The sequence below is a fragment of the Pseudomonas mandelii genome, from assembly GCF_002251635.1.
Taxonomy (GTDB): domain Bacteria; phylum Pseudomonadota; class Gammaproteobacteria; order Pseudomonadales; family Pseudomonadaceae; genus Aquipseudomonas; species Aquipseudomonas mandelii_B.
The window spans coordinates 1-12,407 of the sequence record NZ_NMOJ01000185.1; the positions used below are offsets into that span (position 1 = coordinate 1).

The following is a 12,407-nucleotide window of genomic DNA, read 5'->3' on the forward strand; positions in this document are numbered from 1 at the left end:
GTCCATTGTAGGAGTGAGCCTGCTCGCGATGGCGGCCTGACAGCCGACCAATTTCTTTCTACTGCCCCGATTGATCGTTCCCTACGCTCCGCGTGGGAATGCCGCCCGGGACGCTCCGCGTTCCATTTTTGTGTTGAATGATGTGTAAAAAACACGGCGTTTTCCCACGCATTTTTCAGGTTGCCGGGTAGGAAGCGTGTTCTCTAACCTTTGGTCGCTGAAAACTCAGCGACCGGGAGTGAGATTCCGGCTGAACAATTGGAAACCAGCGCAAGGCCCCCCATAATTGCCGCCAGCTTATCCGCTGCCTGCAAGTTTTTTATGGCGGCTGTGTGCGGGCAGACTTCGGTCTGGCCGGGTTCCTTTTGCCGGTAATCTCACACCGCACATAGCTGCCACCTCTGCTCCGAGTGAGATCGGAAATTGATGGCTCCAACATCAAAAGGAAATTTGTATGGATAAGTTAATCCCCGATCCACCCATCGACACCACCACTCCCCGCGACGAAGCCACCCAGGCCGAATCGCTTATCAAAGACCACGAAGCCATGAAGCGCGCGCTCGATTACTACCTCGATCCGCCCGAGTGCTACAGCGCAAAACCGCGCCGCCCGAGCACAATGTTTGTGGTCGATCCTGATGTTGATTCTGAAAGTCTGTTGGCCCATGCCTGTGAGTCGTTGGCGTCGGCGAGTGTGATGAGCAGTGATTTTGCGACGAGTCTGGAGGGGCCGCAGCGGCATACGGTGTTGGCGATTCAGCAGGTCATCATGCTGGCGGAGTTGGCGGTGAATCGGGTGCTGGACAGGGTTGAGGTTCCGGCGTAGGTAGCGATTGGTCAGGTCCACCGCGTTATCGTTCATCGCGGGCAAGCCCGCTCCCACAAGGACAGCGCNGTAGATCAGTCAACACAAAACCCGACGGACTCGCTTGCGGTGTGAAGCTTGCGGCTCTGGACACAGGTATACTCCCGCCTTTCGCGGCTCGCTGACCGGGCCCGACTTTTTGCATCACCCGGAGCTTTCATGACTTCCCCAACACAACCGCCGGTTGCCGACGCTTTGAGCGACGACCCGGCAGACCTGCCAGACAGCGTCGACTCCAGCGCAGACAGCGAAACCAAAGCCGCGATCCCGGCGTTCAAGTTCCCGTTCAAACCGGGTGATCTGGCCGCTGCGAAGAATGCCAGCCAGCCTTGGTACAAGAATGGCGCGAAGAATGGCCATACAAAGACGCCGGGGGCTGCGCCTCCAGGGACTCGTCGGTCGATGGGTAAGCGCTGAGTTTTAGCTTTTGCGGTGCCTGTGATGGCCTCATCGCGGGCGAGCCCGCTCCCACAGTGGATCTTTGTCGTACACAAAATCGGTGCCTGTGGAGATCACCTGTGGGAGCGGGCTTGCCCGCGATGAAGCCATCAAAGGCAATACACCTTCCGGATCAAGCCGCCCGCAACGAAATAAACGCGTAGTTCACCGGCACTTTAGTCGCCACGTGCGCCCCGGCTGCCTGCACTTGCCCGGCGATATCGTCGCCCGACACATGAAACTGCCAATCACTGCCTGAGCCCGCCAGTGGCTGCCCGGCCAGCTGATCAATGACAGCGGCAAACGCATTCATATCCGGCAGATAAGCCGTAAACCCATCCCCCTTCAGCGCTGTAGTCCGAATCCCCAGCAACCCGCAAATCACATCTTTGGTCTGAATGTCATCGCGATCCGCCTGACGGGAGCGCTGGATCAATCCTGCCAGTTCCTGATCCACCAGCTCACCACCGATGATCAGGTCCGGCCCCTGTTCCCACGACTCGGGCGGGCATTCTTTCACTGCGGTGTTCAGCGCAATGTGCGGATTGATTTCCATCGGGTAGATACGGCACACCAACGGGCGGCGCTCATAAATGCCGCAGCGGTTGTCTTCGTCAAGATTCCGGCAGCGCCCGGCGTTGTAGGCGGCAAACGTGATCGCCACGTAAGCCTCGGACGTGCCGCTTCGGACCACTACTGAACGACGTTCGGCGTGTTCGCGTTGCTGCACGGGCAGGCCCAGGCCGTTGCCGAGGAAACCTTCCACCAACACGATCACCTGACCGCCGTCGGCCGCCCACATGCGGGCTTCGGCCAGGGTCAGGGGCACGTGGTGGTCGTTGCAGCATTTGCCGCAACCTACGCAGGAAAATGTCGTATTCATTGAGCGGCCGGTCGCTTCCGAGGGCATGAAACGGCGCCAGAAAGACACCGCGAAAGCACGTTTCGAAGCAAGTTATGCGCCACTCACTGGGCTTTGGCGGTGGGGCGGATGGAGTCCCACTCGGTCACGTAGGCGGTTTTGCTCTTTTTGTTGTAGAGGCACAGCTCGGTGCCTTGCTGGCCTTTCATGTGTTTTTGCGGGTATTGGCCTTGCAGCAGGAGTGCGGTGTAGCCGACCCGGTCGTCGAACTGAGCGGCGTTGCCGACGGGTTTGGCGTCTTTCAGACCGCTGGCTTTGGTGCAGCTGGCGAGCACGGCTTTGTCGTAGGCGGCCCAGGCGTCGGGGCTGGAGGCGTGGGCCTGGGTGGCGAGGGCGGTGAGGCAGAGGAAGGTCAGGGTTGCGGTTTTCATGGGGCAGGCATCCTTGGGCGGTGAGTTGGCCGAGGGGGGAGTATGCCTGATGGTGTTGGGTTGAATGTGTCGGCCTCATCGCCAGCAGGCTGGCTCCCACATTGGTTCTGCACAGGGCACAGATTTTGTGTTCGACGAAGACCCATTGTGGGAGCGAGCCTGCTCGCGATGGCGGTGTATCAGACCGGAACCGGCTCCCGGCGGACCACATACATCCCGGCACTTTCATACAGCCGCTGCGCTCGAAGGTTATCTTCCAACACCTTCAAATCCACAAAGCCTTCCCGGCGATTCTGAAATACCTTGAACGCGTGAAGCAGTAATGCGCGGCCAATCCCGCGTCGCTGTGCCCGTGGGTGCACCATCAGCTTTTTGATATAGGCGCTGGTCCAGCACTGCGCCACGCCGACGATCCCTTCGGCATCTTGAGCGATGAAGCAGAGCGTTGGGTCGTATTCAGGATCGGTTTCAAAACGCCGCTGCCAGATCGCCAGTTCCGGCACACGGCCGCCGCCTTCGAGATGACCCAGCTCCATCACGCGATGGACCGCTTGGGCGATTTCGGGACAGTATTGGGTCAATTCAATGCCGACCGGCCAACTGATCGTGGGCACAGCCTCAGCCAGGTTGCGCCGCATCAGCAAGCAAAAGCCTTCGGCCATGACTCAGTGACCTTGTTCGGCGACGGCCTTGGCCGCTTCGATCAGGCACCGGGTCAGCTCGGGCGACGAAAACTTGGTCAGCACCGCGTCGGCGCCGGCCAGGCGGGCTTTTTCGCTGTTCATCGCGCTGTCCAGGGAGGTGTGCAGCAACACGTACAACTCCTGGAAATCCGGGGTTTCGCGCAGGGTGCGGGTGAGGGCGTACCCGTCCATTTCGGACATTTCGATGTCCGACACCACCACGTTGATCTGCTCGACCGTGCCTTGCAGCTCCAGCAGTACATCGATGGCTTCCTTGGCGCTGCGTGCGGTATGGCACGTCAGGCCGAGGTTGCGCAGGGTGTGCACCGATTGCTGCAGGGCGACCTGGCTGTCGTCCACCACCAGAATCCGCGCGTTGCCGAGCACTTCGGCCTCTTCCATGGTCAAGTCGGTCGGCGCTACTTCAATCGGCGCCGGAGCGATGGCGTGGATGACCTTTTCGATATCCAACACCTGCACCAGCCCGCCTTCGACCTGGGTCACCCCAGTGATAAACGAGCGATTACCGCCGGAACCATAGGGCGGCGGGCGGATGTCGGTGGTCAGGCAGTGCACGATCTTGCTCACCGCCTGTACGTGCAGGCCCTGCTTGGAGCGGCTGACGTCGGTCACAATCAGGCAGCCGCCGTTCGGGTCTTGCAGGGGCATTTCGCCGAGGGCGCGGCTCAGGTCGATCACTGAGAGCGAGGTGCCGCGCAGCGTGGCGATGCCTTTGACGTGGGGGTGTGACTCCGGCAGCTTGGTCAGCGGCGGGCACGGGATGATTTCACTGACTTTAAGCAGGTTAATGGCCATCAACTTGCCGCTGCGCAAGGTAAAGAGCAGAAGCGAGAGTGAATCTGCGCGGGCTTTGGTGGTGGACATAAAAACCTTCTGTGGAAAAAGGTGATGGGCGAATAAAAAGTCGCCAAAAGCTATTGATGCCGGGTTATCGACTTGTTAGGGGCAGGCTTTAGGCTAAATACCCATTCCCGGCCCAACGGCGAACCCCTGTGGCGAGGGAGCTTGCTCCCGCTGGAGTGCGAAGCGCTCCCGATCAGATGATGTGTGTTATCAGACTATCTACATTTTCAGGTTTTGCGGCTGCTTCGCAGCCGAGCGGGAGCAAGCTCCCTCGCCACAGTGGGGGGTTATTTCATGCCCAACCGCTTGGCCATCCGCCCGAGATTCGCCCGGTCCAGGCCTAGTTCGCGCGCCGCGCTTGCCCAGTTGTCGTGATGCCGTTCCAGGCAAGCGCTGATCAATTGTCGCTGATAATTTTCGGTGGCCTCGCGCAGATCTCCCGCAACCAGAGCGGCGGGGCTGGCAACCGGTTGCTCGGCCGGGAGCTCGATGCTGCCGTTGGGCAAATCCAGATCCGCCGCACTCAAGCTGAGAATCTTCGGCCGCTCCTTGCAGTTACCCAACGCCTTCAACGCGCTGCGACCAATCAAATGCTCCAGCTCCCGTACATTCCCCGGCCAACCATACGTCAGCAATGCTGCCTGGGCATCGCTGCTCAGGCGCAGGCTGCCCAAGCCCATGCGCGAGCGGTTCTGCTCCAGGAAGAAACCCCCCAGCAGCAGTACATCGCGACCGCGTTCGCGCAACGCCGGCACTTGCAGCGGGTACACGCTCAGGCGGTGATAGAAGTCGGCACGGTAGCGGCCATTGCGCACTTCTTCGGCCAGGTCGCGGTTGGTCGCGGCGATCAGGCGCACATCCACCTGATGTTCCTTGTCCGAACCGAGGCGCTGCAACTGGCCACTTTGCAGCACGCGCAGCAGCTTGGCCTGCACGGTCAGCGACAATTCGCCGACTTCATCNAGAAACAAGGTACCGCCGTTGGCCAGNTCGAACTTGCCGCGACGCTCATTCAGCGCGCCGGTAAAGGCGCCGCGCACATGCCCAAACAGTTCGCTCTCCACCAGGGTTTCCGGCAGGGCGGCGCAGTTGAGGCTGATCATCGGCTTATCCGCGCGGGGCGATGCTGCGTGAATGGCTTGGGCCACCAGCTCCTTGCCCACGCCGGTCTCGCCGGTGATCAGCACGGTCAGGTCACTGCCACCGACCAGTGTGATTTCCTCGACCAGACGCTTGTGCGCCTTGCTCTGGCCGATCATTTCCTTGTGCTGCTGGCCGCTGGCCTGGCGGTAGATCTCGGCACGCTGATGCTCATCTTCGGCGCGCAATGCCAGGCGCTCGATACGTTCGGCCACGGTGACCGTGGCCGCCGCCAGGCTGGCGAAGGCTTGCAGGGCATCCAGTTCGACGCGCTCGAAACGCTCGGTGTCCAGCGCGTCGAGGGTCAGCAGGCCCCAGGGTTTGTCGTCGATAAACAGCGGGCAGCCCATGCAGTCGTGCACTTGCAGGTGCCCATGCAGGCCNTCAACCAGGCCGTCGTAAGGGTCAGGCAAGTTGCTGTCGGCGGCGAATCGCGTCGGGCCTTGGCTGCTGAGCAACGCTTCGAAGCGCGGGTGCTCGCTGACTTTGAAGCGACGGCCAAGGGTGTCGGTGCTCAAGCCGTCGACGGCCAGCGGCACCAGCCATTCGCCATCAAGGCGCAGCAGGGCGGCGGCATCGCAGGGGAGCAGGGCGCGCATGGCTTGCAGCAGGCGCCGATAGCGCTCGCTTTCGGGCAGTTCGCGGGACAGGTCGGCGACGAGGGGCAGCAGGGTGGTGAGCAGCGATTTTGCAGTCATAGTGACTCCGTGTAGTCGGTATGACTATAAGTCAGCCTGTGTCGATATGACTACTGTGTTTTTAAGTTATTGATTTTAAACGTTTAAATATTTGGCATGGAAACTGATAAGCATAGGTCAATCAGTTAGCAATCCAAGTAGCCCCAGGAGTCACCTTATGCTTAGCGTCCAAGACCGTGCCATCGTCAAATCCACTGTGCCCCTGTTGGAAAGCGGCGGCGAAGCGCTGATTACGCATTTCTACCGCATGATGCTCAGCGAGTACCCGNAGGTNCGCCCGCTGTTTAACCAGGCCCACCAGGCCAGCGGTGATCAGCCGCGCGCACTGGCCAACGGCGTTTTGATGTACGCGCGTCACATCGACCAACTCGATCAGTTGGGCGACCTCGTCGCCAAGATCATCAACAAGCACGTGGCCCTGCAAATTCTGCCGGAGCACTACCCGATTGTCGGCGCTTGCCTGCTGCGTGCGATCTCCGAAGTGCTCGGCAACGAAATTGCCACGCCTGAGGTGCTGAGCGCCTGGGGCGCTGCCTACGGCCAGTTGGCCGACATCCTGATCGGCGCCGAAGCCGCCATCTACGACNAAAAGGAACAGGCACCCGGCGGCTGGCGCGGGGCGCGGGAATTCATCGTGGCGGCGAAGGTCGAGGAAAGCGCGGAAATCACCTCGTTCTACTTCGAACCTGCCGACAAAGGCGCGATTCTGGCGGCTGAACCGGGCCAGTACATCGGCATGAAATTGATCCTCGATGGCGAAGAGATCCGTCGTAACTATTCGCTGTCGGCATTGGCCAACAAGGGCCAGTACCGCATCAGCGTCAAGCGTGAAACCGGTGGCCGCGCCTCTAACCACTTGCACGATCAACTGCATGTCGGTTCGAGCATTCAACTGTTCCCGCCATCGGGCGAGTTCACCCTGACCGCCAGCGACAAACCGCTGGTGCTGATCAGCGGCGGTGTCGGCATCACCCCAACACTGGCGATGCTGGAAGCGGCGCTGGCGACCGAGCGGCCGGTGCACTTTATCCACTGCGCGCGCAACGGCAGCGTTCACGCCTTCCGCGACTGGATCGATGGCTTGGCCGAGCGTCACCCGCAACTCAAACGCTTCTATTGCTACGCCGAAGATGACGGCGTGAGCCCGGCGGCGCACAAGGTCGGGTTGTTGAGCCGCGAGCAATTGGGCGAGTGGCTGCCGGAGCAGCGTGATCTGGATGCTTACTTCCTGGGGCCGAAAGGGTTCATGGCGGCGATCAAGCGTCACCTCAAGGCGCTGGGTGTGCCGGAGAAGCAGAGCCGTTACGAGTTCTTTGGGCCGGCTTCGGCGTTGGAATAAATGATGTGGCGACTCGGACACACCGAGTCGCCTTCATCGCGGGCAAGCCCGGCTCCCACAGGATTGATGTCGATCACAAACGTTGTGTACGACATCAATCCTGTGGGAGCCGGGCTTGCCCGCGATAGGCCGCGCCGTGGTCCCGATTCGTAAAAATCCCTTAAAAGTTAATCCGTTCTTAACCGGTTTATCGTTTATTCCCCGATGCTGATGATAGGCGCTCGTTCGTTTACATGATCAGGATCGCCCCATGACTCACTTCACCTTCTCCCGTCTCGTTCTATCGGCTGCGTTACTGGCCAGCCCTTTCGCATTCGCCGAATCCACCTTGCTCCAGCCGCAGACCGTGATCGTCGATCAGAGCTTGCCCAAGGCGCAGCGCGATGCGATGGAATTGGCAGCCCGGCGTTACGGCAGTTTCTGGAACAGCGGGGAAGAGGCGTTGGCCAAGGCGGCCTTGTCGGAGCAGTTCATCGACATGACCCCGCCCGAAGGCCGGGTCCAGGGGCCGACCGGGCCGCTGCTGGCGTCGAAGTTTTTTCGCATGGCGGTGCCGGACCTGAGTTGCGAGATCGAGCAAATGATCATTGCTGGCGACCGGGTGGTGGTGCATTTGCACTTTCGCGGTCACTTCACTGGCCCGTTCAAGGCTCTCAAAGGTCAGGGCCAGCGTGTAGACTTCCGGGCAACCGATATCTATCAGATCAATAACGGTCGCATCGCGGCCAATTGGCATATCGAAGACAACATCAGCCTGATGCAGCAGCTGCAAGCGCAGCCGCCGGCGAGCTGATCCACGAGCACAAAAGGGAAACGCGATGAGCGAGGAAACAATGCGGTTGGGACGTGAACGGCGCTATCTGGTGTTGCTGGGCATCATCTGCCTGGCGCTGATCGGCGGTGCGCTGTACATGCAAGTCGTGTTGGGCGAGGCGCCGTGCCCGCTGTGCATTTTGCAGCGCTATGCNNTGTTGCTGATTGCGCTGTTTGCCTTCATTGGCGCGGCGATGCGCACCCGCCGCAGCATCACGGTGTTTGAAACCCTGGTGGTGATTTGCGCACTGGCCGGCGTCGCCGTGGCCGGGCATCACGTCTACACCCAGTTCTACCCGGCGGTCAGCTGTGGCATCGATGTGCTGCAACCGATTGTCGATGGACTGCCGCTGGCGAAGATCTTCCCGCTGGGCTTCCAGGTCGACGGCTTCTGCAGCACGCCGTACCCGCCGATCCTCGGCCTGTCGCTGGCGCAATGGGCGCTGGTGGCGTTCGTGCTGATCGTGGTGCTGGTGCCGCTGCTCACTTCGCGTAACCGCAAAGCACTGCGCTGAGGTCATCCGCCACTCGCGCGGATAACGTGAAAAAACGCTCCGGTCCTCATCAAGAGAGCCGGGGCGTTTTGCATTTCAGGGCCAGCGTAAAAAGTTCGTGATGTGTGGCAGCGAAGGGTGCGACACGTGTGCGACATGTTGTCACAGCGGGACAGTCGCAAGGCATTTCACGGGGCTGGATCGGTGTATAGCGAGGCAACGAAATTGGCCTGCTCAGGCGTCTGCTGATTTATAGGCTATCGCGCGCATGCAGGCAGTTTTAACAGGGGCTTGCGAAACGCCAGAGCCCTTATCTCATAGGGGCTAGGGCATCGCCGAAGTGCCTGCGTCAGCCCCGATAGCTGTCTGAACTGCGCCCTGTAGACCTACAAATTTTGGTGTTTTTGTTGAGAATGAATTTCGATAAGATGCCGCACTTTTGCGAAAACCGTTAATGATTGTTGCTGGAATGGATAAAAATTATTTCGGGATGAGACATGGTTTATGAATCGCTACATATCTACAATCGCCCGCACTGAATTCCGGCACTGCTCTCCTTGAGCAGGAAAACAGGGCGTCGAGGGGCTTGAACGCTTCGTGCGACTCCCAGGTGTCGGAGCCTTCCAACTATCCGCACCAAATGGAATTGGTCTGTAACAAGGCCTTTGACCACGAATTCGAATAAGAACTTACCGCTAGCCCAGGATTTGTCGAACAGCGTCTGACGCGCGACGGGCAGCCCTTATTCAATCCAAGAAAAATGCCAACCCTTGGCAGGGTGAAGTGTTGGCGATCAAAACCCAACTGCATTGCGCAAGCTGCTTTAGAGGTCGTGAGATGAGTAAAAACAGGTACCCCCGACTACTAGGCTTATTGCCGCTGCTCGGCACGTTGTTGCTGTCAGGCTGCAACATGACCTTGCTCAATCCCACGGGCCAGGTCGGNCTGGATGAACGAAACCTGATCATCACCGCCACCCTGCTGATGCTGCTGGTCGTGGTCCCCGTTATCATCATGACCTTCCTGTTCGCCTGGAAGTACCGTGCCTCTAACAAGGACGCCATCTACACCCCGAAATGGTCTCACTCGACCAAAATCGAAGTGGCCGTCTGGACCATCCCGGTCCTGATCATCGTTGCCCTGGGTTACATCACCTACATTTCGACCCACGAATTGGACCCTTACCGTCCGATTCAATCCGACGTCAAGCCGATCAACATCGAAGTGGTTGCGCTGGACTGGAAGTGGCTGTTCATCTACCCGGACCTGGGTATCGCCACTGTTAACGAAATCCAGTTCCCGGAACACACTCCGCTGAACTTCAAGATCACCTCCGACGCCGTGATGAACTCGTTCTTCATCCCAGCTCTGGGCGGCCAGATCTACGCAATGGCAGGCATGCAGACCAAGCTGCACCTGATCGCCAACCAGAAAGCTGAAATGGAAGGCATCTCCGCCAACTATAGCGGCGCTGGCTTCACCGGCATGAAATTCAAAGCGATCTCGACAAGCCAGGAAGATTTCGACGCCTGGGTAGCCAAAGTCAAGGCCGCACCTAAACAGCTTGAACAAGCTGAGTACGCCGCCCTTGCCAAGCAGAGCCAGAACAACCCAGTCGAGCTCTACTCCTCGGTGACGCCGAACCTGTTCCAGACCATCGTCGACAAGTACGAAGGCATGAAACCGGGTCCTAAGGTGAAGCACGAGAAGAAAGAGAAAGAAGTGGCCGCTACGCAAGGAATGGACATGAACTCGCATTCAACTGCTGGGGCAGAGGAGTAAACGATGTTTGGTAAATTAAGTTGGGATGCGGTCCCGTTCCACGAGCCGATCGTGATGGTGACCATCGCCATGATCGCGCTGGGTGGTCTGGCACTGTTTGCTGCAATCACGTATTTCAAGAAATGGACCTACCTGTGGACCGAGTGGTTGACGTCTGTCGACCACAAGAAAATCGGTGTCATGTACGTCATCGTTGCCATGGTCATGCTGCTGCGTGGTTTTGCCGACGCCATCATGATGCGTACCCAGTTGGCCATGGCCACCGAGGGTTCGCCTGGCTACCTGCCGCCTGAACACTATGACCAGATCTTCACCGCTCACGGTGTGATCATGATCATCTTCATGGCGATGCCATTCTTCACCGGCTTGATGAACCTTGCCTTGCCGCTGCAGATCGGTGCGCGTGACGTTGCCTATCCGTTCCTGAACTCCCTGAGCTTCTGGCTGCTGGTGTCCGGCGTTGTGCTGATCAACCTGTCGCTGGGCGTCGGCGAATTCGCCAAGACCGGTTGGGTTGCGTATCCGCCATTGTCGGGTATCCAGTACAGCCCTGGCGTAGGTGTGGACTACTACATCTGGGCGCTACAGTTATCAGGACTCGGGACGACACTGACGGGGGTCAACTTCCTGGCCACCGTCCTGAAAATGCGCGCCCCTGGCATGAAACTGATGGACATGCCGATCTTCACCTGGACCTGCACCTGGGCCAACGTCCTGATCGTGGCTTCGTTCCCGATCCTGGCCGCTACCATGGCGCTGCTGTCGCTTGACCGTTACCTGGATTTCCACATTTTCACCAACGAACTTGGTGGCAATCCAATGATGTACGTGAACCTGTTCTGGGCATGGGGTCACCCTGAGGTGTACATCCTGATCCTGCCAGCGTTCGGTATCTTCTCTGAAGTGATCTCGACCTTTACCGGCAAGCGCCTGTTCGGTCACCACTCGATGGTCTACGCCTCCGGCGCGATCTCCGTACTGGGCTTCATGGTTTGGCTGCACCACTTCTTCACCATGGGCTCGGGGGCAAGCGTCAACGCCTTCTTCGGCCTGGCGACGATGCTGATTTCCATCCCGACGGGGGTGAAGCTATTCAACTGGCTATTCACCATCTACCACGGCCGTCTGCGTATCACCAGCCAGGTTCTGTGGACCCTGGGCTTCATGGTGACCTTCGCCATCGGCGGCATGACTGGCGTACTGCTGGCCATCCCGGGTGCTGACTTCGTACTGCATAACAGCCTGTTCGTGATCGCTCACTTCCACAACGTGATCATCGGTGGTGCTGTATTCGGTTACATCGCTGGTTTCAGCTTCTACTTCCCGAAAGCGTTCGGCTTCAAGCTGCACGAAGGCTGGGGCAAGGCTGCATTCTGGTTGTGGATCTCGGGCTTCTTCGTTGCGTTCATGCCGCTCTACGCTCTGGGCTTCATGGGCATGACCCGTCGTCTGAACGCTACGACCAACCCTGAGTGGGTGCCGTACCTGTACGTCGCCATGTTCGGTGCGGTGATGATTGCTGCGGGTATCGCCTGCCANCTGATCCAGCTGTACGTCAGTGTGCGTGACCGCAACAAGCCAGAGAACATGTGCGAACACGGTGATCCGTGGAATGCCCACACTCTGGAATGGTCGACCTCGTCGCCACCACCGTTCTACAACTTTGCCGTGCTGCCGAAAGCCGACTGCATCGACCCGTTCACCGAAGCCAAGGAAAACGGTACCGCGTACCGCGCTCCGGCCAAGTACGAGCCGATCCACATGCCAAACAACACCGCCACTGGCGTGGTGATGGGTGCGCTGTTGACCGTGTTCGGTTTCGCGATGATCTGGCACATCTGGTGGCTGGCAATCGTGGGCCTGGTTGGCACTATCGGTTACTTCATCATTCACGCTGCCCGTGATGATCAAGGCTACATGGTGCCGGTCGAAACGATCGAGCGCATCGAAGCCGAGCAACACGCTCGCCTGGTAGCCGAGAAGAAAATCCCGGCCAAC

General features: G+C 59.1%; 12 protein-coding genes. 7 read left to right on the forward strand and 5 right to left on the reverse strand.

Annotated features, from left to right (window positions below; all coding sequences use genetic code 11):
• Positions 1 to 454 precede the first annotated feature (454 nt).
• Both B7L09_RS22800 and B7L09_RS22805 read left to right on the forward strand, forming a co-directional pair.
• Entirely contained in the window at positions 455 to 826 is a 372-nt protein-coding gene (locus tag B7L09_RS22800; RefSeq protein WP_094470751.1) for a DUF6124 family protein, read from the forward strand.
• A 198-nt stretch (positions 827 to 1,024) separates the two neighbouring features.
• Positions 1,025 to 1,282, forward strand: coding sequence for a hypothetical protein (locus B7L09_RS22805; protein ID WP_083375782.1), 258 nt, complete (start codon positions 1,025 to 1,027; stop codon positions 1,280 to 1,282).
• Positions 1,283 to 1,436: 154 nt separating this feature from the next.
• Here the strand turns inward: B7L09_RS22805 and B7L09_RS22810 are convergent, their stop codons facing one another.
• The 5 genes from B7L09_RS22810 to norR all read right to left on the reverse strand — a co-directional run bounded on the left by B7L09_RS22810 (position 1,437) and on the right by norR (position 5,981).
• Entirely contained in the window at positions 1,437 to 2,186 is a 750-nt protein-coding gene (locus B7L09_RS22810; protein ID WP_094470760.1) for a YkgJ family cysteine cluster protein, read from the reverse strand.
• Positions 2,187 to 2,269: 83 nt separating this feature from the next.
• Positions 2,270 to 2,596 carry a hypothetical protein gene (locus B7L09_RS22815; protein WP_094470752.1) on the reverse strand — a complete coding sequence of 109 codons (327 nt, stop codon included), beginning with the start codon at positions 2,594 to 2,596 and terminating at the stop codon, positions 2,270 to 2,272.
• 179 nt (positions 2,597 to 2,775) lie between these two features.
• Complete coding sequence (locus B7L09_RS22820) at positions 2,776 to 3,258, reverse strand: GNAT family N-acetyltransferase (protein ID WP_255142447.1); 483 nt, start codon at positions 3,256 to 3,258, stop codon at positions 2,776 to 2,778.
• A 3-nt stretch (positions 3,259 to 3,261) separates the two neighbouring features.
• Complete coding sequence (locus B7L09_RS22825) at positions 3,262 to 4,164, reverse strand: chemotaxis protein CheV (RefSeq protein WP_094470753.1); 903 nt, start codon at positions 4,162 to 4,164, stop codon at positions 3,262 to 3,264.
• A 266-nt stretch (positions 4,165 to 4,430) separates the two neighbouring features.
• Positions 4,431 to 5,981, reverse strand: coding sequence for a nitric oxide reductase transcriptional regulator NorR (gene norR / locus B7L09_RS22830; RefSeq protein WP_094470754.1), 1,551 nt, complete (start codon positions 5,979 to 5,981; stop codon positions 4,431 to 4,433).
• A gap of 157 nt (positions 5,982 to 6,138) precedes the next feature.
• Here norR and hmpA point away from each other — a divergent pair, with 157 nt between their 5' ends.
• The 5 genes from hmpA to cyoB form a co-directional block, all read left to right on the forward strand.
• A complete protein-coding gene (gene hmpA, locus B7L09_RS22835; protein ID WP_094470755.1) occupies positions 6,139 to 7,320 on the forward strand; it encodes an NO-inducible flavohemoprotein in 1,182 nt (393 codons plus the stop codon).
• Between the two features lie 250 nt (positions 7,321 to 7,570).
• The gene (locus tag B7L09_RS22840; protein ID WP_094470756.1) at positions 7,571 to 8,113 is read left to right on the forward strand and encodes an ester cyclase; all 543 of its coding nucleotides are present in this window, start codon (positions 7,571 to 7,573) and stop codon (positions 8,111 to 8,113) included.
• A 25-nt stretch (positions 8,114 to 8,138) separates the two neighbouring features.
• The gene (locus tag B7L09_RS22845) at positions 8,139 to 8,648 is read left to right on the forward strand and encodes a disulfide bond formation protein B (RefSeq protein WP_094470757.1); all 510 of its coding nucleotides are present in this window, start codon (positions 8,139 to 8,141) and stop codon (positions 8,646 to 8,648) included.
• Positions 8,649 to 9,464: 816 nt separating this feature from the next.
• Positions 9,465 to 10,409: a ubiquinol oxidase subunit II gene (cyoA, locus tag B7L09_RS22855; protein WP_094470758.1), complete on the forward strand. Its 945-nt coding sequence runs from the start codon at positions 9,465 to 9,467 to the stop codon at positions 10,407 to 10,409.
• 3 nt (positions 10,410 to 10,412) lie between these two features.
• On the forward strand, positions 10,413 to 12,407 hold a 1,995-nt coding region (gene cyoB, locus B7L09_RS22860), incomplete at its 3' end, for a cytochrome o ubiquinol oxidase subunit I (protein WP_094470759.1).